Annotated in this window: 21 protein-coding genes and 1 pseudogene; 13 read left to right on the forward strand and 9 right to left on the reverse strand. The window is 57.3% G+C overall.

Annotated elements, in window-relative coordinates:
* Positions 1 to 71: 71 nt before the first annotated feature.
* The 3 genes and pseudogenes from QMK58_RS15185 to QMK58_RS15195 form a co-directional block, all read right to left on the reverse strand.
* Positions 72 to 446: pseudogene (locus tag QMK58_RS15185) on the reverse strand (aromatic amino acid transport family protein); the annotation flags it as partial.
* Positions 447 to 517: 71 nt separating this feature from the next.
* Positions 518 to 931 (reverse strand): cyclophilin-like fold protein, encoded by a 414-nt coding sequence (locus QMK58_RS15190; protein WP_320396538.1) that lies wholly within the window; start codon positions 929 to 931, stop codon positions 518 to 520.
* Between the two features lie 63 nt (positions 932 to 994).
* Positions 995 to 2,182 carry an MFS transporter gene (locus QMK58_RS15195; protein WP_095152194.1) on the reverse strand — a complete coding sequence of 396 codons (1,188 nt, stop codon included), beginning with the start codon at positions 2,180 to 2,182 and terminating at the stop codon, positions 995 to 997.
* Between the two features lie 127 nt (positions 2,183 to 2,309).
* Between QMK58_RS15195 and QMK58_RS15200 the strand changes: the two genes are divergently transcribed.
* The 4 genes from QMK58_RS15200 to QMK58_RS15215 all read left to right on the forward strand — a co-directional run bounded on the left by QMK58_RS15200 (position 2,310) and on the right by QMK58_RS15215 (position 6,514).
* Positions 2,310 to 3,203 (forward strand): LysR family transcriptional regulator, encoded by an 894-nt coding sequence (locus tag QMK58_RS15200; protein ID WP_320394923.1) that lies wholly within the window; start codon positions 2,310 to 2,312, stop codon positions 3,201 to 3,203.
* Positions 3,204 to 3,559: 356 nt separating this feature from the next.
* Positions 3,560 to 4,264 (forward strand): transporter substrate-binding domain-containing protein, encoded by a 705-nt coding sequence (locus QMK58_RS15205; RefSeq protein WP_320396539.1) that lies wholly within the window; start codon positions 3,560 to 3,562, stop codon positions 4,262 to 4,264.
* A complete protein-coding gene (locus QMK58_RS15210; protein WP_320394924.1) occupies positions 4,261 to 5,106 on the forward strand; it encodes an amino acid ABC transporter permease in 846 nt (281 codons plus the stop codon). Before QMK58_RS15205 ends, QMK58_RS15210 begins: the two co-directional genes overlap by 4 nt.
* A 34-nt stretch (positions 5,107 to 5,140) precedes the next feature.
* Positions 5,141 to 6,514 carry an LLM class flavin-dependent oxidoreductase gene (locus QMK58_RS15215; protein ID WP_320394925.1) on the forward strand — a complete coding sequence of 458 codons (1,374 nt, stop codon included), beginning with the start codon at positions 5,141 to 5,143 and terminating at the stop codon, positions 6,512 to 6,514.
* A 72-nt stretch (positions 6,515 to 6,586) separates the two neighbouring features.
* On the opposite strand, the gene QMK58_RS15220 is transcribed toward QMK58_RS15215, so the two are convergent.
* The 3 genes from QMK58_RS15220 to QMK58_RS15230 form a co-directional block, all read right to left on the reverse strand.
* Positions 6,587 to 7,737 (reverse strand): IS3 family transposase gene (locus QMK58_RS15220; RefSeq protein ID WP_320394926.1). Its coding sequence is split into 2 segments (ribosomal slippage): positions 6,587 to 7,503 and positions 7,503 to 7,737, totalling 1,152 coding nucleotides; the frame shifts between segments, so codons are not numbered across the junction.
* Positions 7,738 to 7,944: 207 nt separating this feature from the next.
* Positions 7,945 to 8,904 (reverse strand): zinc-binding alcohol dehydrogenase family protein, encoded by a 960-nt coding sequence (locus QMK58_RS15225; protein ID WP_320394927.1) that lies wholly within the window; start codon positions 8,902 to 8,904, stop codon positions 7,945 to 7,947.
* Positions 8,905 to 8,984: 80 nt separating this feature from the next.
* Positions 8,985 to 9,629, reverse strand: coding sequence for a TetR/AcrR family transcriptional regulator (locus QMK58_RS15230; RefSeq protein WP_320394928.1), 645 nt, complete (start codon positions 9,627 to 9,629; stop codon positions 8,985 to 8,987).
* Between the two features lie 489 nt (positions 9,630 to 10,118).
* Here QMK58_RS15230 and QMK58_RS15235 point away from each other — a divergent pair, with 489 nt between their 5' ends.
* The 8 genes from QMK58_RS15235 (at position 10,119) to QMK58_RS15270 (ending at position 19,319) form a co-directional block, all read left to right on the forward strand.
* Positions 10,119 to 11,345, forward strand: a complete 1,227-nt coding sequence (locus QMK58_RS15235; protein ID WP_320394929.1) for an acyl-CoA dehydrogenase family protein — start codon at positions 10,119 to 10,121, stop codon at positions 11,343 to 11,345.
* A 29-nt stretch (positions 11,346 to 11,374) separates the two neighbouring features.
* Positions 11,375 to 11,881: a flavin reductase family protein gene (locus QMK58_RS15240; RefSeq protein ID WP_150766318.1), complete on the forward strand. Its 507-nt coding sequence runs from the start codon at positions 11,375 to 11,377 to the stop codon at positions 11,879 to 11,881.
* Between the two features lie 109 nt (positions 11,882 to 11,990).
* Complete coding sequence (mdeB, locus tag QMK58_RS15245) at positions 11,991 to 14,654, forward strand: alpha-ketoglutarate dehydrogenase (protein WP_320394930.1); 2,664 nt, start codon at positions 11,991 to 11,993, stop codon at positions 14,652 to 14,654.
* A gap of 23 nt (positions 14,655 to 14,677) precedes the next feature.
* Positions 14,678 to 15,961, forward strand: coding sequence for a 2-oxo acid dehydrogenase subunit E2 (locus tag QMK58_RS15250; protein WP_320394931.1), 1,284 nt, complete (start codon positions 14,678 to 14,680; stop codon positions 15,959 to 15,961).
* A 30-nt stretch (positions 15,962 to 15,991) separates the two neighbouring features.
* Positions 15,992 to 16,591: a VOC family protein gene (locus tag QMK58_RS15255; protein WP_320394932.1), complete on the forward strand. Its 600-nt coding sequence runs from the start codon at positions 15,992 to 15,994 to the stop codon at positions 16,589 to 16,591.
* Between the two features lie 5 nt (positions 16,592 to 16,596).
* A complete protein-coding gene (locus QMK58_RS15260) occupies positions 16,597 to 17,457 on the forward strand; it encodes a fumarylacetoacetate hydrolase family protein (RefSeq protein WP_320394933.1) in 861 nt (286 codons plus the stop codon).
* Between the two features lie 69 nt (positions 17,458 to 17,526).
* Positions 17,527 to 17,907, forward strand: a complete 381-nt coding sequence (locus tag QMK58_RS15265; RefSeq protein WP_320394934.1) for a nuclear transport factor 2 family protein — start codon at positions 17,527 to 17,529, stop codon at positions 17,905 to 17,907.
* Between the two features lie 59 nt (positions 17,908 to 17,966).
* On the forward strand, positions 17,967 to 19,319 hold the full coding sequence (locus QMK58_RS15270) for an outer membrane beta-barrel protein (protein WP_320394935.1): 1,353 nt from the start codon (positions 17,967 to 17,969) through the stop codon (positions 19,317 to 19,319).
* A 72-nt stretch (positions 19,320 to 19,391) separates the two neighbouring features.
* Here QMK58_RS15270 and QMK58_RS15275 read toward each other — a convergent pair whose 3' ends face one another.
* From QMK58_RS15275 to QMK58_RS15285, 3 genes are all read right to left on the reverse strand, one after another.
* Positions 19,392 to 20,753 carry an outer membrane beta-barrel protein gene (locus tag QMK58_RS15275; RefSeq protein WP_320394936.1) on the reverse strand — a complete coding sequence of 454 codons (1,362 nt, stop codon included), beginning with the start codon at positions 20,751 to 20,753 and terminating at the stop codon, positions 19,392 to 19,394.
* Between the two features lie 57 nt (positions 20,754 to 20,810).
* Entirely contained in the window at positions 20,811 to 22,145 is a 1,335-nt protein-coding gene (locus tag QMK58_RS15280; protein ID WP_320394937.1) for an MFS transporter, read from the reverse strand.
* Between the two features lie 114 nt (positions 22,146 to 22,259).
* The gene (locus QMK58_RS15285; protein ID WP_320394938.1) at positions 22,260 to 22,835 is read right to left on the reverse strand and encodes a nuclear transport factor 2 family protein; all 576 of its coding nucleotides are present in this window, start codon (positions 22,833 to 22,835) and stop codon (positions 22,260 to 22,262) included.
* Between the two features lie 113 nt (positions 22,836 to 22,948).
* Between QMK58_RS15285 and QMK58_RS15290 the strand changes: the two genes are divergently transcribed.
* Positions 22,949 to 23,857, forward strand: coding sequence for a LysR substrate-binding domain-containing protein (locus QMK58_RS15290; RefSeq protein ID WP_320394939.1), 909 nt, complete (start codon positions 22,949 to 22,951; stop codon positions 23,855 to 23,857).
* Positions 23,858 to 23,859: the final 2 nt, after the last annotated feature.

A 23,859-nucleotide genomic window follows, 5' to 3' on the forward strand; every position in this document is an offset into this window, starting at 1 on the left:
CTGGGATTTTATAGACGGGGGGATGGACAGCCTTTCATTTGGCGACAACGGGTTTTCAATTCATGACAAAATCACGACCTTATGTCCGCGATTGTGCATTGAGTTGGCGTCGATGCTCCACCGATGCGTGTTGAAATCTGAGCAAAAGGCATCAGCGACATGCGATTAGAGGCAGAGAGGATTGCAACGTCCCCAGTTCCACCCAGGCGGCTGTGGCAGCAGGTGACAATGGCCGAGTCGATGGGATACATCTTCATCACATTGCCAATGAAGAAACCCGCGACTGTCATCGAGACCACGACCGATATGCAGACCAGCACATACCCAACCGAGAAGACTTTTACCACGCTATCCAGCGGTACATAGAGCATGCCGAGGCCGATCATCACCGGCCAGATGAAGGCGGCGGAAACCAGCTAGTAGAACGATTGCGCACCTTTCTCCAGAGAGTGAACTGACAAGAAGCGTTAATAGAACAATGAGCTTTTTCATTGGAATCCTTGTTGATGCGGAGTCATCAGTCTTTAGAGAACAGCACTTGCACATCCCCGCGCCCTAGCGCCTGAGCCAGGTCAGCGGTGTCATCCACTCGCCCAAGGCGCGTGTAGGAGTACGTCGAGTCGAACGTTGAATAGAAGACGACCAAGGTGTCCCCGCCATACAACATCAAGTCGCCGTTGCGGATCGTTCCCGGTTTGCTCGCATCGGCAGGCAGGTTTTCTGGAAGACTGGCGTGTTTTTCATTGCGGTTCAGATCGCTCATGTCGAGCGTTAGCGGTAGTCGCTTGGCAAATGCACCAGCGGCGGCGTTGTCGACCAAGGTAATGGCGAAGCGTTGTTCCCCGATGGTCATCCACATGCGAAATTTCTCCGGTATCGACGACGCCGACGCGGCATCATTCACAGATACATAACTACCCAACACGAGCATTGCAGACAGCAAACCAAGCCAACGAAGTGTCCTCATGACCCGTCTCCCCTAAAGTTGCATAGCTCAAGCGGATTGAGGTGTTGTTGAACGGAATGTCAGCACCGTCACAAATGCGGCAAGCAGCAGCACGGCTGCGCTCACGACGAAAGTGCTCTGGTAGCCGCGACTATCGAACAGCAGTCCGCCAACGGTGGAGCCCAGGGCGATGGCCAGTTGAATCACCGCCACCATCAAGCCACCTCCGGCCTCGGCATTTTTTGGTAAGGCCTGTGCGATCCAGCTCCACCAGCCTACAGGGGCCGCAGTTGCCAGCAACCCCCAAAATCCAAGCAGTGCGCCAACGACAACGACGGAGGTTCCAAAAGGGATCAGTGCCAAAGCAATCAACGCCATCAGCACCGGTATGACTATCAATGTCCGGAATAGACCGCGTCTTATGAAAAGGCCGATGATCAAAGTCCCGATAAAGCCCGCTATACCGATCACCAGCAGGACTAGCGACAGCGTGGATACGTCGACGCGCGTCACCGTTTCGAGGAAAGGCCGCAGGTAGGTAAACAGGGCGAACTGCCCCATGAAGAAGGCGCCGCATCCGGCCATGCCGAGCGCAACGGAACGGTTCCTGAGCAACTTCAAGACGTTGCCGGTTCCCGGTGTGCGCGGCTCTACCTTCATGGTTGGCAGGCTGATCCACAGCCAGATGAACGCAACCGCCGCTATTGGCACGAGGCAAAAGAAAGCGCCGCGCCAACCGATGATCGAGCCCAGATAGCTGCCCAGCGGGGCGGCGATTACGGTAGCCAATGCATTGCCACCGTTGAAGATGGCCAAGGCCTTGGGCACCTGCGTGGCAGACACCAGCCGCATGGCCGTCGCAGCGGACATCGACCAAAAACCTCCGATGACCACACCGATAAGCGCACGACCGACCATGTACGTCAGATAATTGGGCGCCAGCCCGACAATCGCGCCGGAGACAGCCATCAGCCCAGCAAGTGCCAGCAAGAGTGTCTTGCGGTTGAGGGTTCCGGCTATCCAAGAGATCGACAGGCTGGTCAGCACAGCGAATGCCCCGGAGATCGCAATGCCTTGACCTGCCATCCCTTCGGTAACATGAAGATCAACGGCCATCGGCGTCAGCAGGCTGACAGGCATGAACTCCGAAGCGATCAGCGCGAATACACAAAGCGTCATTGCAAAGACGCCGCTCCAGCAAGCAGGAACATCGTTTGTTGAGGAAATAGTGCCCATCGGGGCCTCAGGTACATTCGTATTCATGCCGGCAATGGTGACGAATGAACACTCGGGCGACTAGCTAATGAATGCTTAACATGGTTATAAGTGCAGCTAATCAATAGACTAAATAGACGGTTGCACAATGGCCAGAAGGAATCTCAACGATTTGCTGTCTTTCGTGACAGTAGCGCGAGAAGGCAGCTTTACGCGCGCAGCTGGAGTACTGGGCGTTACGCAGTCTGCAATAAGTCAGGCCATCACCGGTCTGGAAGCACGTCTGCAAATCAGATTATTGACGCGCACCACGCGTAGCGTTTCGCCGACAGTAGCGGGGGAGCGACTGCTGCAAGCGATCGGCCATCGCTTCGATGAAATCGAAGCGGAACTTGATGTCTTAACGGAAATGCGCGACAAGCCAGCCGGCACGGTACGCATTACCTGCGGTGATCACGTTCTGCGGACAACGTTGCTGCCCAAACTCACTGCCTTGCTACACGAATACCCGGATATCAAGGTCGAATTCGACGTCAATTACGGATTCAGAGACATCGTAGCGGATCGTTTTGATGCGGGTGTGCGCCTGGGTGACACCATCGACAAAGACATGATCGCAGTCCGAATTGGGCCGCCGTTACGTATGGCCGCTGTTGCCTCCCCAACATACTTTGCCGCTCATGCCATTCCCAAAAGTCCGCGTGACCTTATGAGCCATATCTGTATCAACCAGCGGATGCAGACATCGGGTGGACTCTATGTATGGGACTTTGAACGGCGCGGAAAACAATTGAACGTACGAGTAGATGGCCAGCTCATTTTCAACACGTCGACCCACATTGTGGATGCTGCACTGGCCGGGCTGGGCATTGCCTACCTTCCGGAAGAGGAGTTTGAACCTCATCTCCAGGAAGGCCAGCTGGTGCGGATGCTGGAAGATTGGTGCCCACCATTTTCTGGATACTATTTGTACTACCCTAACCGTCGGCAGCCCTCTCCGGCGTTTTCGCTAGTTGCCAACGCGCTGCGCGAAGCAATCTAGATAACGCGATTTACTGATTCAGATTATCTTTGCCACAAGCAAATTCGCGCCATCCCCTACGCTTCGTAGTAGATAGTAATCGGTAGAACATAGATCGCGATGTATGAAACGACTTGCATTTGAATCGCTAGACCCATATAGCTTGAACACAGCCTGTTATTCCATAAATCTAGTACAAAGCAATTTTATAGTGCGTTTTAATCTATTCGGATTTTCTGAATTGATTGGAGCACTTGTCTTTGAAAACTACGGCGCTTTTACCTTTTGGCTTTGCGTTACTGGCTACATTCTCGACGGCTTTCGCGGGCGCCACGCTGGATCGCGTAACCAGCAGCGGGGAGCTGAGCGGCGTACTGATGGAAAGCTATCCGCCATTCTCCTTTCTCAATGAACAGAACCAACTGGACGGTTTTGACGTAGATGTCGCCAAGGCTGTTGCGCAACGGCTAGGGGTGAAGCTGAAGTTGCAGACACCGTCCTGGGATGTCATCGCAGCTGGACACTGGAACGGACGATATGACATCTGCGTCTGCTCGATGACCCCGAGCAAGGCACGGGCCGAAGTGTTCGACTTCCCGGTGGAGTATTACCAGTCACCGGCCGTGATCGTGGTGAATGCCAAAAACAAGGACATTGTCACGGGCAAGGATCTATCAGGTAAAAAAGTCGGTGTGATCAGTGCGTCGACCTACGAAGCCTATTTGAACAAGGATCTGGTGATTGAGGGCGCCGAGGACAAGCCGTTGAGCTATCCATTCGAAAGCGTACAAGTCGCGCCATACGACAACGAAACGGTGGCCTTCCAGGATCTGGCCTTGGGCACGGGCGTACGCCTGGATGCAATGGTCACCAACCTCATCACTGCTCGCGAACGCATCGCCCAGGATCCTCGCTTTAAAATTGCTGGCGACACGCTGTATGCAGAGCCCAATGTTGTAGCGATCGAAAAGGGCGATCCGCAATGGAACGCCAAAGTCACTGAGGTCGTCACCCAGCTCAAGGCCGACGGCACATTGAGCAAGATTTCACAGAAGTGGATCGGTGCCGATATCAGCCAATGACAGCCCTCAATCCATACCCGGCCAAGGCGACTATTGCCCCTGAAGCCGAGACGCCTCGTTTCAGCCAGCTACTTGGTTTTCGCACTCGTCTGTATTTGACCTGGGCGGTGCTCTTCGGCTTGTGCGTCATGTTTTTCATGAGCTTCGATCTGAAGTTCTCGATCATTGTGCAGAAGTTGCCCAACCTGGTCGGCCTGCATTTGGGGCCTGACGGTTTCTTGCAAGGCGCCGCGCTGACGTTGTTCCTTTGCTTCTGCTCGATCTGGTTGTCATTGCTCCTTGGCTTCGTAACGGCACTTGCGCGCCTATCTCGCAGCGCAATGGCTTTCGGCATTGCCAGTTTCTATGCGTCTTTTTTTCGCGGTACTCCGCTGCTGATTCAGATCCTGCTGATCTACCTGGGTCTGCCGCAGTTGGGTGTTGTTCCGGGCGCCATCAGCGCTGGGATCATTGCGCTTTCGCTCAATTATGGTGCCTACCTCAGCGAGATTTTTCGTGCCGGCATCATGGCTGTAGCACCTGGACAGCGCGAAGCGGCGATGGCTCTGGGGCTGGGGCCGGCGGCAACGTTTCTGCACATCGTGTTGCCGCAAGCCATGCGTACGATCATTCCCCCGACAACCAGTCAGTTCATTTCAATGCTCAAGGACTCATCGTTGATATCGGTGATGGGGGTCTGGGAAGTGATGTTCCTGGCGCAGTCGTACGGTCGCTCGTCCTACCGCTACATCGAAATGCTCACCACCGCAGCCGTGATCTATTGGCTCCTGTCCATTGGACTTGAGTTGATACAGAACCGTCTTGAACGCTACTACGGCAAAGGTTTCAAGCATCAGCGCTGACCCGCCCCGTTTAATGACTTTTACAGGTACTACGATGTCCGATCCAAAACCTCTGTTGTTTGCGTTATATGAGCAAGCCAGTGTTGGCTGTGGCGGCGCGCCGAGCCTCTGGACGCACCCGGCTGATGAACGACTGACCATCAACTCGCTGGGCTACTGGTCGAACCTGGCACGCATCGCCGACCAGGCTCATCTCGACATGCTGTTTTTTGGCGATGTGCTGGGTTTCTACGATGTGTTTGGCGGTAATGCCGACGCGGCCATGAAGTGGGCGGTGGAAGCGCCAGCCAACGATCCGTTGATGATCATCCCGGCATTGGCCGCCGTGACGGAAAACCTGGCATTCGGCGTCACTGTCACCACCAGTTACGAGCATCCTTTCACCCATGCCCGGCGCTTCAGCACGCTGGATCACCTGACCAATGGCCGAGTCGGGTGGAACATCGTCACCTCCTACCTGACCAGCGCCGCTCGCAACTTCGGCCTGGAGCAGATGATCAAACACGATGATCGTTATGAACGCGCCGAGGAGTTTCTCGATGTGGTCTACAAACTTTGGGAAGGCAGTTGGGCAAACGATGCTGTGGTTGCCGACAAGTCTCGCCAGGTCTATGCCAAGGGCGATCGCGTGCGACCGATCAATCATGTCGGCGAGCATTACCGGGTGGCCGGGCCGCATTTGACGTCGCCATCACCGCAACGCACACCGTTGCTGATCCAGGCCGGTTGGTCAGGCCGTGGTCGTGAGTTTGCGGCCAAGCACGCCGAACTGATTTTCATCGCCAAGGCCAACCCGCTGGAGATTCGCCAGGGATTGGAAGATATATGGACACAGGCCAGGGCACGGGGTCGTCACGCTGAGGATGTTAAATCACTGACAGTACTTCGAATCGTCACGGCTAAGACCGAGATCGAAGCCCAGCGTAAGTATGATGAACTGCAAAGCAACTATCACTTGCAGGCGCAACTGGTGAGTTATGCCGGCGATACCGGAATCGATATCAGCCGCTACGCGGACGGCGACGCGTTGTCGACTCACACCGAAGGCATGACTTCCTACGTGATGCGCCCTGATGGCAGTGGCAAGCCCTTGACCGCCGGCGATGTCAAACAGCGCTTTGCCAACGTCACCCGAGGCAGTGATCTGATACTGGTGGGAACACCACAACAAGTGGCCGAACGAATCGAAGATCATGCACGGATCTCCGGCACCAGCGGCTACATGCTCAACCCGCTGATTAGCCCAGGTAGTCTTGAGGACTTCGTTGAGCTGGTCATTCCTGAGCTGCAAAAACGAGGCTTGTATCGTACCCAGCCACAGAGCGGTACTTTCCGTTCGCGGTTACGGAGCGATGGCGCTAACCATTTACCGGATTCTGCTTACGGCGCCTCATTCCGCTTTGATTAAAGCTTTTAGGGTGGAGTTGCCTTTACGCACCATGTGTCCATGCTCGGCGAGTGTTGAATCGCCCCGGATTCTCTAGACACCTTGCAAGCTCATTGCGTAACGCTTTTCAAACTCTACCGGCGACAGCTGATTGTTGAAACCATGACGACGTTTTGCGTTGTAGAACATCTCGATGTAATCGAACACATCACTACGAGCATCTTCCCGCGTGGTGTAAATTTTCCGCTTGATCCGTTCCCGTTTCAGAAGCTGGAAAAAGCTCTCGGCCACGGCATTATCATGACAGTTGCCTCGGCGACTCATGCTGGCAACCAAATTGTTCGCCTTCAAAAAGCTGCGCCAATCGGAGCTGCTGTACTGGCTACCTTGGTCGCTATGAACCATTACCTCTTGTTTCGGTTTACGCCTCCAAACCGCCATCAATAACGCATCAATAGCCAAATCACTGGTCATCTGAGACTTCATTGACCAGCCTACAACCTGACGAGAAAACAGATCCAGCACCACAGCCAAGTACAACCAGCCTTCATATGTACGAATGTAGGTGATGTCGGTGACCCAAACCTTGTTGGGTTCCACGACATCGAACTGGCGCTTCAGCAAATTGGGTGAGGCGACCGCTGGCTTACCGCCGTACTTTCCAGGGCGACGTCGATACCCTGTCTGAGAGCGCAGACCTTCAAGACGCATCAGCCTCGCTACACGATGGCGACCACAGTCTTCACCGACCTCGCGCAGATCGTCATGGATTTTGCGATAGCCATAAACGCCGCCACTTTCCAGCCATGAATGCTTGATCAAACCCAGCAGTCGTTGGTCGTCTTTGGCGCGTGCAGATTGCGGCTCAGACAACCAGGCGTAATACCCACTGGGGTGGACTTTCAGCGTCAGGCAAAGCCGTCGTATGGAATAGTCATCTGCTCGCTGCTTGATAAAGGCGTACTTCAACCGCACTCCTTGGCAAAGTACGCGGCGGCCTTTTTTAAGATGTCTCGCTCTTCAGTAACCCGCTTGAGTTCTGCTCGCAGACGACGCAGTTCAGCGTGCTGATCATCGTCCTGCTGCCGTTCTTCTTGAGGTTTGCTGTAGCGCTTTATCCAGGCGTAGAGGCTATGCGTCGACACGCCAAGACGGGCCGCTACATCAGCGACAGGCAGCTTCTTTTCGGTCACTTGATTGACCGCTTGGATTTTGAATTCTTCGGGGTAACGCGGGTTGCTCATGGCACCTCCTAATTGGCCTCAGTTTAAGGCAAAGAGGTGTCTACGAAACCCGGGGCGATTCAGACACTGGATGCACTGCATCAAGCAGTCAGGTTGTATATACCCGCGGTGTAAGCAGAATGAGTGGCTGGACCTCGTCGGCCCATGAGTGTTTTTTTCATGGACCTTATTTGCAGTATGAATATCAGTTTCGAGGGAAGGGCGACCTCACAGTGTGAACACCAGTCGCGATGTTCCCTCACGCTGCCACGCGCTTTCCACCTCTGCCAATGGCACCGCCTCGGCAGCAATCGAAAGGCCAGCGCTGTTGATTGCCCGCAGGACGCCACCTACCGCTTCAACCAGACCTGCATGGGACACGCTGCCCAGGCCGCTGCCCATCAGCTCCAGGCCGGAACTGCGCAGCAGTGAGCCGGGCAGATTGATGTTGTTGCCTGTCAGTGAGCCGATCTGTACGAATCTGATTCGCGGCTCGCCTGCTTGATGATCCTGGCCAACCGCTGCGTGCAGCAGACTTTCGGCCGATGGCCCCCACAGGTAGTCGAGCACCACATTGACCTTGTGTTTGTGGAAGGCATCGTGAAAGTTAGCCTTCAACTCCTCGGCCGGTGCGTCGAGAGGTATCACCAGGTCAGCTCCCAATGCTGTCAATCCCTGGACGCTGTGGGCATTACGCCCCGTGGCAATGACCTTTGCCGCACCCAGATGTTTTGCAATTTGTATTGCCAAACGTCCGGAAACCCCCGTCGCACCATTGATCAGGACATTTTCGCCAGGAACAAATCTTGCGCGATCCAGAAGGGCAGCCCACGAGGACATGCCAGGATTACCGATGGCGGCGGCTGTCACGTCATCCACGCCATCGGGAATCTCCACGCAATTGTCCAGTGGCACGACACTCGTCTCGGCCATCGAGCCAAACAGTTTTCTCGGAAAAGCGAAATAGACACGTCGACCATCAGGTAGAAGCCCGACGCCATCCACTCCCGGAACCAGGGGCAAGGTTTTGCCGCTGCTGTAATGACGACCCGATGCCTGAGCCTTGACCAGTTGACTAAGCGCTGCAGCGCGGACCTGAACGAGGGTTTCGTCAGCCTCAGCCACTGGTGTGGAAAAGTTATCGTATCGCGGCGGCGCGTTGAAATCGTGGACTACGGCAGCTTTCATCAAGAGGCTCCTGGAGTAATGGGTGCGGGTTATTCGGGCGCATACGCGCCAGTGCAGTCAGTCGGTGATTTGAGTCATCGTCAAACCGTTTCAGATTCCATGTCGAGTGCCCATTCGGGCAGCGTGGCGGTCAGCTCTCCGCTCACCCAGGACTTCAGATACGAGACCGAAAACGCGACGCCTTCCTCGCACCTTTCGACGCTGCAGCCCAGGCTCGAAAGCGTCATGCGAACGCAGGCGTCCATGTATTTGTTGGGATGGTCCACGCCTTGCTGGATGGCTTGAATGCCGTGTGCAGAGGCGCCCATGAGGAAATCCGTCGCCGCATCCAGGCGGTCGAACCTGAAGTCGCCTGTTGCCTTGCCGTTCTCAAGGTCTTTGGACATGTACTCCGCAACGAGTGTGTTGTGTTGCCAGGCATCGACACGTGTCACGAAACCTGCCCACTTGGGATCGAGCAGGGCGCGTACCAGGAAAAGCCTGGACGCCACCGCCGCACGCTGCCAGGGCTTGGTCAAAACGTCGTAGACCGGAAGGATGTCGCTTGTCATCTGATTGTTGAGCTCCTGCCCGATAGCCAGGAGCACTTGATCCAGCGAGTCGAAGTAGTTGTAGAACGTGCCACGCGAAACATTGGCTTCGCGGATTACATCATCAATGACCGGAGGCGACACGCCGGAGGTGGCGAACACGCGCATGGCTGCATCAAGCAATTTGCTGCGCATGGCCTGCCGTTTCTTCCTGGCGACTCTGGGACGGTGATCGGACTCGGGGGCGGCGGTTTCTGGTGTTTGCACTGCTGGACCTCAAGGGAGTGACACGTCGTCAGAATGACAAATTAACGCCTTTTTTTAAGAATGACAAATTTGTCTAAAAACGCCTTGCGCGACGAAAAATCCTGTCCTACATTGTACTCAATTGTCGTAATGACAATATCGTCATAAAAATAACAGGAGACGAAAAATGTTCAATCCTTCCTTCCCGCCAGCACGGCCTCATCCGACATCCCCCTACGCTCGCTCGAACTGGCACGTCACGGTTTTCAAAATTCGCTGATCCTCTGTATCCCTGCGCAAGCAATGAAGTTCTGACGATGTAAAACCCGAACGGGTGTCCAGAACGACTGCCGGCCGAGCAAATGTTGCTCGCTGGGGGATTCGCTCACCCGAAATTTATAAATGACAACTTTGTTCATTATGATATTTGAGGTTGGTATGACCACAGAAGCGACTTTCCAGAACATCAGTTCCGTAACTTCGATCGCAGCAACTCCGAGCCTGCAAGATCTGATCAAGCGTGCAGAGGCTCTGCAGCCATTGCTGCGCAAGAACACGGTGTCGTGCGAAAAGGAACGCCGCACTTGCGATGAAAATATCGAAGCCATTCGTGAGGCCGGGCTGTTCCGCTTGATGGTGCCAAAGCGTTATGGCGGCTATGAGGGGTCGTTGCGAGCGCACCTGGAAATCTCGGCCGCGCTGGGCGAGGCCTGTGGTGGGACCGCGTGGGTCGTGGCCTTGACCAACGTGTGTGCCTGGTTCACCAGCCTGTTCTCGGAGCAGGCTCAAAACGATGTATTTGGTGCTGATCCCGATGCCCGGGTCGCCGGCGTGTTCAACGCCTCGCCCACTACCCGTCGTGTCGCCGGCGGCTTGATCGTCTCGGGCAAGTGGTACTCCTCGTCGGGCAGTCTCCATGCCGATTGGGCTGTCGTGGGTGCTGAGGAGCGTGATGCCAACGGCACTGTTGTCGCTCAGTATCTGGCGCTCATGCCTGAATCCGATTACACCATCGAAGACACCTGGTTCACCGCGGGCATGCGCGCTTCAGGCAGCAACTGCATCGTGGCCGATGAAGTCTTTGTGCCCGATCATCGCTTGCTGAATATGGGCGATGCGATCGAAGGCAAGTACGCCACCGAGTTCAAGGACGAAGCGGCTTATCGTGGATTGTTCGTGCCCTTTGCATCATTGATCCTCAACGGCCCGCAACTCGGCCTGGGGCGCGCAGCGTTGAAGTACGTCATCGACAATGCATCGCGTCGGGCAGTGGCCTACACCTCGTTTGAGAAGCAGACCGACTCGGTGGTGTTTCAGACGCAAATCGCGGAAGCAGCTCTGAAGATCGATACCGCGCACTTGCGTGCGTTCCGCGCCACCGATGAGATGGATGAAGCTGCGCGCCAGGGCGTCAAGCTGGATCATTTGACCCGTGCGCGAATTCGCGCAGACGTCGGTTACGTCAACACCCTGATCACCGACGCGATCAACATCCTGTTGTCCGCCCATGGTGCCGGGAGTTTTTCCGAAGCCAGTCCGATGCAACGCTGGTGGCGTGATTCCAACACCGCCGCTCGCCATGCCGTGGCGTTACCCGCAGTCGGTAACGAGCTTTATGGCAAGGCGCTGCTGGGTGTGGAAAACACTGTCACTGCGCTGGTGTAAACACCGCGACGAACCTGAGGAAAATGTCTATGGACGCCAAACTGCTGCGCTCGGTCATGGGTCAGTTTGCTACCGGTGTGACCGTTGTAACCTTCGTCGCCGATGGCCAACCGGCAGGCATGACTGCCAACGCCTTCATGTCGGTTTCGCTGGAGCCGCCGCTGATCCTGATTTCCATCCGCAATGCCTCCAGCTTCAACCAGTTTGTCAAAGAAGGAGTGCGCTATGGCGTCAACTTCCTTGCCGAGAGCCAACGCTGGTTGAGCGGTCATTTCGGCGGCAAACCGGAGGAGGGTGCAGCCCTGCCTTACATCTATCACCAGGACACACCGCTACTGGACGGAAGTCTCGTGCACCTGGTGGCTCGCACGGTCGATGTTCATCCGGCAGGCGACCATTTGCTCTACATCGGTGAAATCGAGCATGTCCGCGTTGGCGCACAACGCAAACCGCTGCTGTTTTTCGGCGGCCGCTATCACCAGATGCACGCTCGCGCACCCAGCGTGGAGTGGAGCGGTTGCGTCGACGGTTGGTGACCCCCGCCACATAAACCGAACTGATGCCTGAGCTGTCCATGCGGCATTTCCTTCTTGAAATGCCATAGGGCGCGCTCGTGCCGAATTAATGTAAACCGAGTGATTTGCCATGACCGCCAACACCCACGATTTGCCTGTGAAAACAGACAACGACATCGATAAACAGGAAACCCTTGAGTGGCTTGATGCGCTCGAAAGCATTGCCCGCAGCGCGGGCGGTGAAAGGATCGACTTCCTTCTGCAACGTCTGGAAGAGCATGCCAGCCACTTGGGTGTGCGACGTGCCGCCCATCCCTACTCGCAGTACCAGAACAGCATCGGCCTGGATAAGCAGCCGGCGTTTCCTGGTGACTTGGCGATGGAAGAACGCATTACCTCGATCATCCGCTGGAATGCGCTGGCGATGGTCGCCCGGGCCAACAAGGCCTACGGAGAATTGGGCGGCCATATCGCCAGCTACGCCTCGGCTGCCGAGATTTTCGAAGTCGGCTTCAACCATTTTTTCCAGGCCGATAACGGCGACTCCAAGGGCGACCTGGTGTACTTCCAGCCGCACTCCGCACCCGGTGTCTACGCCCGGGCGTTTCTTGAGGGCGACCTTGAAGAATCGCAGCTGGCGAGTTACCGCCAGGAAGTAGAGGGGGGTGGGTTGTGTTCCTACCCTCATCCCTGGTTGATGCCCGACTTCTGGCAGTTTCCTACGGGCTCGATGGGCATTGGTCCGATCAGCTCGATCTACCAGGCGCGCTTCCTGCGGTACCTGGAACATCGTGGCATCACTGACACGTCGAAACGCCATGTCTGGGGTGTATTTGGCGATGGCGAGATGGACGAGCCGGAGTCCATTGCCGCGCTGTCACTCGCGGCCCGGGAAAACCTCGATAACCTGACGTTCATCGTCAACTGCAACCTGCAACGGCTGGATGGGCCGGTCCGAGGCAATGGCCAGATCATCCAGGAGCTGGAATCGCTGTTCAAAGGCGCCGGCTGGAACGTGATCAAAGTGGTGTGGGGCTCGGATTGGGATGCGCTGTTCGCTCGCGACCGCAACCATGTGCTGCTGCGCCGTTTTGCTCACACCGTGGACGGTCAATACCAGACCCTGGGTGCCAATGACGGCGCCTACAACATGGAGCACTTCTTCGATCTCGACCCGGAGTTGCAGGCGCTGGTGTCGCACATGAGCCCGCAGGAAATCGACGGCCTGCGTCGTGGCGGTCACGATTTTCGCAAGCTTTACGCCGCCTTCGCGGCTGCCAAAGAGCACAATGGCCAGCCAACGGTCATCCTTGCCAAGACCAAGAAAGGTTATGGCATGGGGTTGGCTGGTGAATCGCGCAACACCTCCCATGTGCAGAAAAAGCTCGATATCGATGCGCTCAAGGCCTTCCGCGACCGCTTTGTGATTCCGCTGGACGATGAGGCGCTGGAAGAAATGCGCTTCTACAAACCGGCGCAAGACAGTGCCGAAATGCGCTATCTGCATGCCCGCCGCACGGAGCTGGGTGGATACCTTCCACGTCGCCAGACCCGGGCCGAACCTCTCCCGGTACCGGCATTGGCCACTTATGCGCAATTCGCGCTGACCCCTGATGAGCGTGAGACATCGACCACTACCGCGGTAGTGCGGCTGTTCACCAACTTGCTCAAGGACAAACAACTTGGGCCGCGCATTGTGCCGATTGTTGCCGATGAGGCGCGCACCTTTGGCATGGCGAACCTGTTCCGACAGATCGGGATCTATTCGCCCGCCGGGCAGCTCTATGAACCGGAAGACGCCGGCGCGATGCTTTATTACAAGGAGTCCAGGGATGGCCAACTGTTGGAGGAAGGCATAACGGAAGCCGGTGCGATCTCTTCCTGGGTGGCTGCGGCGACCTCTTACAGCGTCAACGGCGTCACCATGTTGCCGTTCTACATCTACTACTCGATGTTCGGCTTCCAGCGTATCGGCGATCTGATCTGGGCTGCCGCGGATCAGCGCGCCCGCGGTTTCCTGGTTGGCGCCACTGCCGGACGCACCACGCTGTCCGGTGAAGGTTTGCAACATCAGGACGGCACCAGCCAGTTGATTGCTTCCACGGTCCCGAACTGCCGCGCCTACGACCCGGCGTTCGCCAGCGAGGTCGCGGTCATCATCGATCACGGCAGTCGGCGCATGCTCGAACAGCAGCAGGACGAGTTCTATTACCTCACGGTCACCAACGAGAACTACCTTCAGGCGCCTCTGACTGACGTTGATTATGACGCGGTGATCAAAGGCATGCGTCGCTTCGGCTGCCGTGGCGACGAGGGCGTTTCGCCGGTCGTGCGCTTGCTTGGTTCAGGTTCGATCGCACGGGAAGTCATCGCCGCCGCTGAACTCCTGGCCGAGGACTGGGGCGTGACCAGTGAAATCTGGAGTGTGACCAGCTTCTCCGAGCTGGCGCGTGAAGCCCGGGAGGTCGAGCGTTGCGCGCTCTTTGGCGGCGAGACAGGGGGCCAAAGCTACGTTCAGCAGTGCCTGGCGGGCGACACACCCATCGTGGCCGCTACCGACTATGTGCGCGGCTATGCGCAGCTGATCGCCCCCTATGTCCAGGCGCCTTACGTCGCCTTGGGTACCGACGGCTTTGGCCGCAGCGATACGCGTCCCGCCTTGCGCCGCTTCTTCGAGATGGACCGCCAACACATTGCAGTCGCCGCGCTGGCGGCCATTGATCCGCACAAGGCCGCCGAGGCCCGAGTGCGCTACGGCATCGACGTTGCCCACGACGCCCCCTGGAACTGCTGATTGCGCTAACGAGGAGACTGACTATGCAACAACTCATGGTTCCCGATATCGGCGACTTCCAGGATCTACCAGTCATCGAGGTGCTGATCAAACCCGGCGACAAAGTCCTGGTCGAGCAGGCGCTGATTACCCTCGAATCGGACAAGGCGGTGATGGATGTACCGAGCACTCGTGATTGCACGATTCGCGAAGTGCTGATCAAACCCGGTGACTGCGTTTCCAAGGGCAGTGTGATTGCGCACGTTGAGTTCGCGGATGCCGCAATCGTCCAGCCAACGCCAACGCCAACGCCAGAACCGACTCCGGCTCCTGCCTCGATTCAGGCAGCGGTGCCAGCGACGGCTGCGCTAACCAATACGGCGGTCCCCGAGGCGGTGCTCGCTACCGACAAACCACGTGCCGCGTCGTTGGCCCTGGCCGGTCCTGCCGTGCGCAAGCTTGCACGGGAACTGGATGTCGATCTGGATGAAGTCAAAGCCAGCGATCCGAGCGGCCGAATCCAGCGTGATGACGTCAAGGCGTTCGTCAAGGCCCAGCGTGCCAACCCGGCACCAGCAATGGGCGGGGGAACTGGCCTGAATCTGCTGCCTTGGCCGGAAGTCGACTTTGCCCGCTTCGGCCCGATCGAACGTCGCCAGATGTCGCGAATCAAGCGTCTGTCGGCGGCCAATCTGCATCGCAACTGGGTGAGCATTCCGCACGTCACCAATCACAGCCAGAGCGATATCAGCGATCTCGAATCGCTGCGTGTCCAGCTCAATCAGGAAGCGAAAGCAGGGCAGGCCAAAATCACCCTGCTGGCATTCCTGATCAAGGCGTGCGTGGCGGCATTGCAGCGGTTTCCGCAGTTCAACGTCAGCCTGGAAGGCGACGAAATCGTACAGAAGCAGTACTTCCACATCGGCTTCGCCGCCGACACGCCCAACGGTCTTGTGGTCCCGGTGATTCGCGACGCGGATCGCAAGGGAATCGCTGCGCTCGCCGCTGAAATGGCCGAGCTTTCGCAGTTGGCCCGGGACGGCAAGCTTTCCGGTGAGCAGATGCGTGGAGGCTGCTTCACCGTCTCGTCGTTGGGCGGAATTGGCGGCGGGCATTTCACCCCGATCATCAATGCACCAGAAGTGGCGATCCTCGGCGTCGGCAGGGCGGCGATGCAGCCCTCCTGGGATGGCTCGGCGTTCCAGCCGCGCCTGCAATTGCCGTTGTCGCTGTCGTGGGACCACCGCGCGGTGGACGGTGCCGAAGCCGGTCGCTTCCTCGCGTTACTGACCACGTTGCTGGCGGACTTCCGCCGAGTCTCGATCTAGCTCATCACAACAAAAACAAGGAGAACAAACATGACTGCATTGCAGCGCGAAGACGACCTCACCTCAGGCAACGGGCGAATTGTCCCGTTCAAGATGGCACACCTGGTTTTCCAGTGCGCCGATCGCCAGACCGTGGTCGAGTGGTACCGCAAGCTGTTCCAGGCCGACCTGGTGTTCGAGGATGAGGTCCTGACCTTTCTGACCTTTGACGAAGAGCATCATCGCCTGGCGTTCTTCAACAAGCCGGAACTGGCGAGCAAGCAAGACGCCGTGGTTGGCGTGCACCACATTGCTTACAGCTACCGCTCCATCGGCGACCTGCTCAGCACCTATGACCGGCTCAAGCCGCTGGGCATCCTGCCGGTCTGGAGCATCAACCACGGGCCAACCACGTCGTTGTATTTCAGCGATCCGGAAGGCAACAACATCGAGTTGCAAGTCGACAACTTCCCGGATCAGAGCGATGCGGCGGCTTTCTTCAAAACCGAAATTTTCGCCAACAATCCCATCGGTATCGAGTTCGATCCCGATGAGATGGTCGCGATGTGGCGCAACGGTGCCACTGACGCCCAACTGTGCGCACTGGGTACCGCCGCTACCGGCCAATCACTCGGCCCGCAAAAAAGGTAAGTGTCATGAAACTTTGTACTTTTCAGCAGCGTGACAGCGCTCCGGCTGTCGGGCTGGTCGTCGGCGAACAGGTCATTGCCGTCGCTGAGCATCTCAGTGCCGCCCCCGTCAGCATGATCGGCCTGATCACCGAGTGGGCCGCGTGGCGTGAACAGCTACGCAAGCTGGCGGCAAGTGGCGTGGCGGGTATGGCGCTCGACCAGGTCACGTTGCTGGCACCTGTACCTCGTCCAGGCAAGATCCTCGGCATCGGCCTCAATTACGCCGACCACGTCCAGGAGTCGGGCATGGACATGCCGGCGGACCAGCTGTGGTTTGCCATGATGAACACGGCTGCCAATGGGCCGTTCGCACCCGTCGACTTGCCGAAGGTGTCCGAGGCCCTCGATTACGAAGCCGAAATGGTCTTCATTGTTGGACAACGCTGTCGCCACCTCACCGCGGAGTCGGCGAAGCAGGCGATCTTCGGCTACTGCGTCGGCAACGACGTCAGCGTGCGTGACTGGCAGCTACGGACTTCGCAATTCATCCTCGGCAAGTCGTTCGATACTCACGCCCCGTTTGGCCCGTGGATCGTCACGGCTGATGACATCGAGGATCCCCACCAGCTGGGTATCCGGTGCTTCGTCAATGACGAGAAGCGCCAGGACTCCAATACCAACCAGTTGATCTTCGATTGCTACCAGCAGATCGAGCACCTCTCCAAGGTCATGACCCTGGAGCCTGGCGACGTGATTTTCTCGGGTACTCCGGGTGGTGTGGGCGCCGGTTTCAAACCAGCGCGCTGGCTACGCAAAGGTGATCGGGTGCGTGTTGAAATCGACGGGCTCGGCGCTATCGAAAACGTAGTGCGCAACGAAATCTGAGGCGTGCAAGGCGAGGGCCGTGCGCATGCGGCGAGCGGTCCTTCGTATTTCCATTGAGGAGAATCACCCATGAATGATCAAGTGATCGCAAACACCATTTCCAAACTGGAAAACGCTCGCTGCCTTGCGCTGGTAGACGGAGATATTGGCGCGTTGGGTGAGCTGGTCGATGATCAGTTGGTGCATATCCATGCCACCGGCCAGATTGACGACAAGCCTGCGTACCTGGCACTGGTCGAGAATGCCATCCGCTTCCTGCGCGTCGAACGGCAGCAGGATTTCCAGGTGCAGGTTCACAACCACGTCGCGGTAGCCATCGGGCGCCTGTTGCAAAGCATTGAATTTCGCGCCACCGGCGAGCGTCGCGAAATGGACGTCATCACCACTCAAGTTTGGCTGCGCCGAGACAATACCTGGCGACAGATCAGCTTCCAGGCCACGAACATCTAACACCCACTTGCAGCCCACCTCCAAGGTGGGCTTCTGACAATAAGAACAAGAGACAGAAGATGAAAAACGTCAAAGTGAAAGCGCTTGGCGCGGTTCTGGCCGCCCTCGCGATGGTGAACTGTCATGCCGATGAAACCGAAAAACCGGGCGAAGGCACATTGTTTCGTAGCCTGTTCGGCGAAGGCCTGGAGCGCGATTACGGCATCACTGTATCCAACTTGCTGGACATAGCGTACTCGCGCAATAACCGCTCAAACCATAAAGAGCGGGAGGACGGGCTGAGCAACTTGCCAATTACCGGCATGTCCGATGAAGGGCTGGAACTGGGTAGCCTGCACCTTTTCGTGGATAAACAACTCAAGGGTGATTTCATCCCGCGCATCACTCCGCTACCCGGTCCAAAGCCCGAGGATTTTTCTTTCGGTTTTACCGCTGAACTCAACTACGGCCGCAACGCCCAATTCGCCAGGACATACGGCTGGGATATGGCGCTGGACATGAACGAGCAAGTCAATTCCAAGGCACAGCGCGATAAAGACTATTTTCTCTCGATACCCAATTCAGCCGTAGAGATGTATGTCCCTTATGGCCCCGGTGTCAGTTTCATGGCCGGCGTATTTGGCCCGGCCATGGGCTATGAAATCCCGCCCAATGTCCGCTTCGCGCGAAACCCGTTCGCCAGCAAAACCTACGCGTTTGTCAGCGAGCCCGGCACGGTAGCCGGGGTACTCGCCAGCAGCCGTGTCTATAACGGTGGCTCGGGTATTCTGGGGGTCGAACTGGGCGTGGTGCAGGGTTGGAATAATCTTCGCGACAATAACGACGACAAATCGCTGACGGGTGCGATGCGCTGGCGCACGCAAGATATGAAGACTTGGATCGATTACGAGTTCATTGTCGGTAATGAACAGAATGACGACTTCAGTGATGTGCAGGCACCGCCCTCGCGAGTGGTGTCGCCGTCGGGGCAATTCAAGCAGCAACACTCGTTGAATGGCTGGCACCAATTTGACCAGCATTGGTCGATGGGCGCCGAAGTTGTTTATGGCCGTCAGGATGGGGATGGTAAAGCCTCGACTGTCGATGTCGTCAATGGTCCTGGTTTTGCCGGCGCTTCCTGGTGGGGAGTAAACGCGGTGGTGGCTTATCAGATTCGACCGCCGCTGTCCTGGTCCCTGCGGGGTGAGCACTTCAGTGATCCAGATGGTTTTATCCTCTTCCCGACAACGACTGCCCGAGGTGACTTCAATGCAGTCACCACGGGGTTTCGTTATGACGTCAACAAGAACCTGTCGCTGCGCCCGGAGCTGCGCTACGACTGGTTCGATGCGCGAGATCAAGACCGTCCCTACGGTAACGGCCGCGATCGCACGCAACTGAGCACCATGGTCGAGGCGCTCTATTATTTTTAGTACTGCTTCAACACCATCGCTCGTTGCCAAACACAGTGAGCGATGGTTTTTGCCCCTGCTATCTATCCCATTTCAAAAGTACACCAGCGCTTCCACCGTAGCGGTCAACTGGTTACGGGCATCGCCTTGACCAAACGGCTGTGCATCGTCGCGCCCGTCGAACCAGTCGTAGCGCAGTTCCGGGCGCAGCGACAAGTATTTGTTGGCGTCGTAACGCAGGCCCATGGTCAGCGCATTGAACGCGCCACGAGCGGTAGAGGAGGGAAACAGGATATAGCCATCCGGATCGTCGAAATGCTCGGCGCGAACGGAATACGACAAGTCCTTGCGCTGCTGGTAGGTCAACACGACGTTGGCTCCCCACCAGTGCGCGCCATCGAAACCCGGCCCGGTAACGATATCGACGGTGGAGGCTTTGCCGTCGCCATCCTGATGGCCGTAAACCATTTCCCCGCCCATGGACCACTGCTCGGTAAACCGGTGCCAGCCATTGAGGGAATGCTGCTGCTTGAACTGACCGTCAGCGGAAATCACACGGCCACGCGGTGTTTGTATGTCGTTGCGACTGTCGTTCTGTGAGTCACCCACGAGAAACTCGTAATCGATCCAGGTGCTCATGTCTGGCGTACGCCAACGCACTGCGCCGAGCATCGCCTTGCTGTCGTTGTTGTCGCGCAGGTTGCCTTGGCCCTGAATGACCCCTAACTCGGCACCCAGCAGCATGCTTTGGTTGCTTACCAGGCGTTTACCCAGCAGCAACCCGGAAACCGCGCCAGACTCGGTCATGAAGGCATAGGAGCGACTGGCAAACGGATTTCGCGCTGCACGCACGTTAGGTGGAATCTCGTAGCCCAGCCCTGAGCCAAAGATGCCGGCGATCGCGGTGAAGCCACCGGCATAAGGCAAGTAAGCCGTCGCGGCGATATTGGGCACCGCGAGGAAGTTTTGCTTGTCGCGCCTGGCCTTATCGGGGTCATCGTCCCCCGGGGAATTTATCCCCCAATGCATGTCCCAACCATAAGTGCGCGCCTGCTGGGCATTGCGTCCGTAAGCGGCCTCAAGGGTGAAGCCGAAGGAGGCTTCAGTGGGCGTTGGCCCGGGTAGGGGTGTCACGCGCGGAACGAAGTTGGCTTTCAACGCTTTATCGGCAAACAGGTGAAGGGTGGCGAGTTCAAATCCTTCGTCCGAAAAGCCAGCGATCGGTGTGTTGGTTTGCCCGGATTTACGATCATCCTGGGATGAATTGTTGTTGCGTGAGAAACCGGCGTCCAACAGTCCGGATACTGTGATGCCATAGTCGCGCTCCAGGGAGTCGCCAAAAATCCCGCGAAACACAGTGCCTTCGCCGACACCCGCACCCTGGCCTGCATTGCAATGGCCTGTTGCGAAGACGAGCAGAGCCGCACCAAACGATTTGACGTTGATGTTCTTCATGGTTTTCTCTTGTTTTTATTTTGAGAGCGGCCTTGCACTGGCCGCTGGGCACGGCCGTCAGTTGGTAACCGATAATCCGACCATTCGGTTCAATCGCCAGAACGCGATGATGCCGATGGCCGTGAGGCTGGCGGGAATGGCGGCGGCCACTAACAGATCACTCGTCGACCACTGCAAGTGCAGCAAGGTGGAGCCTATGAAAGGGCCGCATATGCCACCCAGCCGTCCAAGGCCAAGCGTCCAGCCGGTGCCGGTAGCGCGAAGGGCGGTCGGATAGAAGGTAGAGGTCATGGCGTTCAATGCCGCCTGGCCGCCGAGAATGCCGAAACCTGCGACCGCAATTGTCAAATAAGCCAGATTGATCGAGGCATAGAAATGGCTGAATAGAACGATGGCTACAGCAGAGACAATGAAGGTGGGCACCAGCACCGCACCGAAGCCTCTGCGGTCGACAAACCAGCCCAACAACCACCCGCCCGCCAGACCACCCAGCCACATGGATGTACCCGCCAGTACCGCCTGCGACGGAGAATGGCCGGCGCCACTCATCAATACCGGCGTCCAGGACGCGAGGAAATATACGCAGAGCATGTTCATGAAGTTGATCAGCCACAGCAACAGCGTGCCGGGAAGCCGACCATCGGCGAACAACAGTGAAAACGCCAGGCCTTTCTTGCGTGGCTCAGCGATCACCAGAGTGGTCTGTGGATCGATCTGCAGCCCAGGCTCGATGCGCAGGAGTATGGCCTTGACGCGGTCGAGCTTTCGTCCTCGCAACACACTCCATTGCAGCGATTCGGGGAGTGCAAAAAACATCAGCAGACCTACACACAATGGTGCGAAGGCACCCAGATAGAACACCGCTTGCCAGCCGTACAGCGGAATCACAGCCGCCGCGATGGCGCCGCCTACCAGACCTCCGACAACCATGCCCGACGCCACCAGCGTCAACAGCATCACCCGGTTGTGTCGGGGGGCGTACTCAGTCACCAGCGTCGCGACGTTGGGCACGATGGCCCCCATGGCGATACCGGTAAAAAATCGCAGTGCCAACAGGCCATCCACCGTCGTCGCGTGGGCGGTGAAGTACATCAGAACGGCCATGGCCAGCGAGGCAGTCACCAGTACGGGGCGTCGCCCGACGCGGTCGGCTACCGAGCCCAGGGCTAGCGATCCGATCAACATGCCGAGCATGCTGATGCTGAACACCGGACCCAGGTTGGCTTTGGGAATGCCCCATTCGGCGATGAGGCTGGGCGCGGCATAGGCCATGGCTTGAATATCGAAGCCATCGACGACCATGCACAGGAAGCATTGAACCAGCACAAGTAGTTGAAAGGCGCCCAAACGGCTTCTTTCGACGATCGCGCAGATGTCGAGTTGATTGTTCACAAGCAAATACCTCTGTTGTAATTATTTTCGGTAATAGCGGTGTCAGGTGTGCAAAGCAGGAATGAGTGGGATTCGGATAAGATTTCGGTTGTATGGATTGGCGATAGCGGGCTATCAGTCAGCGAGCCATGCGCTGGCTTCGGCGCGCATACCTTGTTCAAGCTCGCTGCCGCGGGTGGCGAATAGACGATTGAGTGGAAAACCGCTCATTTCCAGTAGATAAGCCAGCGGCGCGTATTCACGAGGGTAGTGCGCCACGACCTCACGATCGATCTCGACCAGGCCTTGCGGGAAAGTGAAGCTACCCATGTCATAGATGCTTTGTCGCTTGACCAGCTTCCACATTCCGTCGCGTTTTTCCGCCAGGTCGTAGAAGCGGTTGTGCACGCTGCACCCCAGACCCAGCTTGACGTTTTCGGCAACGATTACTGCGTTGGTTTCGACGATGGCCTTATTGCCGTTGAAGGTCACCACCGGCGTGCCGATCAGGTGCTTGGTACGCAAATCGGATTTGCCCATGCGCTTGGAGCCTTCGACAAACTCGGCGAACGGCCCTTCAAACCAGGTGATTTCAATGATCCCGTCAGGATGAGCGAGCTTGGCCAACTCGTCCCATTGGCCCAGGTCGCGGTGAATCCAACCGGTGATCAGGTCGGTGATTTGAAAACGGTCTTCCAGAAAAGTCTGCATGAGTTGTCCTTGGCAGGTAGCGGGGTGTCGAAGTCAGCATCTCCCTATGGACAGATAACTTCAAATAGATTGATATGAACAATTGATCATAAAAACTGATGGGGGATAGCGCGATGGATCTGCGGCATTTACGTTATTTTCTAGCCGTGGCCGAGGAAGGCCATTTCGGTCGCGCCGCCCAGCGTCTGCACATTGTTCAGTCGGCGCTGAGCATGCAAATCCGCTCGTTGGAGGAAGAGCTCGGCGGGGCCTTGTTCTTGCGCACCAGCCGTCGCGTGGAGCTCACGGAAGCTGGCGCTCTGTTGCGTGCCGAAGCGCAACGCACCCTCGACCAGGCGGCGTATGCCCAACAACTGGTGCAACGGTCTTTACGCGGGGAAATGGGCACGGTACGGATTGGCTTCGCAGGCAATGCCGTGTTCAGTGGCAGGTTGATGGCTGACGTTCGGGCATTTCGTGCGGCATACCCAGACGCCCAGGTCATCCTTCGCGAGCTGGCACCGCACCTGCAGGTCGAAGCAATCCAGAATGCGCAGCTGGATCTGGGTTATGCACCGAGTCATGGTGGGCAGGCCCTCGACAGCGCACTGCTGTTTGAACGGATTGGCACCTGGCCGTTGGTCGTGGCAATGCCTGAGGACCATCCGTTGGCGAATCAGCAGCCGTTGCGTGTGCCGATGCTGGGTGCCGAGTCGCTGATCGTCTATGCCGCACACGGTGCGGATGAGCATATGCTGGCTGCGCTGCGAAAAGCGCTGGGGCGCGAGCCCAAGGTTGAGCGCACCACCAGCACGTTGAGTGTGCTGGCATTGGTCGCGGCTGGAATGGGCGTCGCACTGGTACCTGCGCCCTTGATTCAAGTCAGGATTCCCGGAGTGATCTATCGAACATTCGATGACGTCGAACCACAAGCAGACCTGTTGCTCATCAGCCGCGTAAGTGAAACAGCGGGTGCGGTGCACGCGTTCCTGAAAGTTGCACGCCAGGGTGGAATGGCCGCTGCGACGCCCCGGCAGTCCTGAAC

It is taken from the genome of Pseudomonas sp. P8_241, from assembly GCF_034008315.1.
Classification (GTDB): domain Bacteria; phylum Pseudomonadota; class Gammaproteobacteria; order Pseudomonadales; family Pseudomonadaceae; genus Aquipseudomonas.

Excerpts from the sequence above, each read along its gene's own strand:
- QMK58_RS15290 (WP_320394939.1), top strand. The coding sequence starts at position 22,949 with ATGGATCTGCGGCATTTACGTTATTTTCTAGCCGTGGCCGAGGAAGGC.
- mdeB (WP_320394930.1), top strand. The coding sequence starts at position 11,991 with ATGACCGCCAACACCCACGATTTGCCTGTGAAAACAGACAACGACATC.
- QMK58_RS15225 (WP_320394927.1), bottom strand. The coding sequence starts at position 8,904 with ATGAAAGCTGCCGTAGTCCACGATTTCAACGCGCCGCCGCGATACGAT.
- QMK58_RS15255 (WP_320394932.1), top strand. The coding sequence starts at position 15,992 with ATGACTGCATTGCAGCGCGAAGACGACCTCACCTCAGGCAACGGGCGA.
- QMK58_RS15270 (WP_320394935.1), top strand. The coding sequence starts at position 17,967 with ATGAAAAACGTCAAAGTGAAAGCGCTTGGCGCGGTTCTGGCCGCCCTC.
- QMK58_RS15190 (WP_320396538.1), bottom strand. The coding sequence starts at position 931 with ATGCTCGTGTTGGGTAGTTATGTATCTGTGAATGATGCCGCGTCGGCG.
- QMK58_RS15275 (WP_320394936.1), bottom strand. The coding sequence starts at position 20,753 with ATGAAGAACATCAACGTCAAATCGTTTGGTGCGGCTCTGCTCGTCTTC.
- QMK58_RS15265 (WP_320394934.1), top strand. The coding sequence starts at position 17,527 with ATGAATGATCAAGTGATCGCAAACACCATTTCCAAACTGGAAAACGCT.
- QMK58_RS15250 (WP_320394931.1), top strand. The coding sequence starts at position 14,678 with ATGCAACAACTCATGGTTCCCGATATCGGCGACTTCCAGGATCTACCA.
- QMK58_RS15210 (WP_320394924.1), top strand. The coding sequence starts at position 4,261 with ATGACAGCCCTCAATCCATACCCGGCCAAGGCGACTATTGCCCCTGAA.
- QMK58_RS15205 (WP_320396539.1), top strand. The coding sequence starts at position 3,560 with ATGGAAAGCTATCCGCCATTCTCCTTTCTCAATGAACAGAACCAACTG.
- QMK58_RS15260 (WP_320394933.1), top strand. The coding sequence starts at position 16,597 with ATGAAACTTTGTACTTTTCAGCAGCGTGACAGCGCTCCGGCTGTCGGG.
- QMK58_RS15285 (WP_320394938.1), bottom strand. The coding sequence starts at position 22,835 with ATGCAGACTTTTCTGGAAGACCGTTTTCAAATCACCGACCTGATCACC.
- QMK58_RS15215 (WP_320394925.1), top strand. The coding sequence starts at position 5,141 with ATGTCCGATCCAAAACCTCTGTTGTTTGCGTTATATGAGCAAGCCAGT.
- QMK58_RS15235 (WP_320394929.1), top strand. The coding sequence starts at position 10,119 with ATGACCACAGAAGCGACTTTCCAGAACATCAGTTCCGTAACTTCGATC.
- QMK58_RS15240 (WP_150766318.1), top strand. The coding sequence starts at position 11,375 with ATGGACGCCAAACTGCTGCGCTCGGTCATGGGTCAGTTTGCTACCGGT.
- QMK58_RS15230 (WP_320394928.1), bottom strand. The coding sequence starts at position 9,629 with ATGCGCAGCAAATTGCTTGATGCAGCCATGCGCGTGTTCGCCACCTCC.
- QMK58_RS15200 (WP_320394923.1), top strand. The coding sequence starts at position 2,310 with ATGGCCAGAAGGAATCTCAACGATTTGCTGTCTTTCGTGACAGTAGCG.
- QMK58_RS15195 (WP_095152194.1), bottom strand. The coding sequence starts at position 2,182 with ATGGGCACTATTTCCTCAACAAACGATGTTCCTGCTTGCTGGAGCGGC.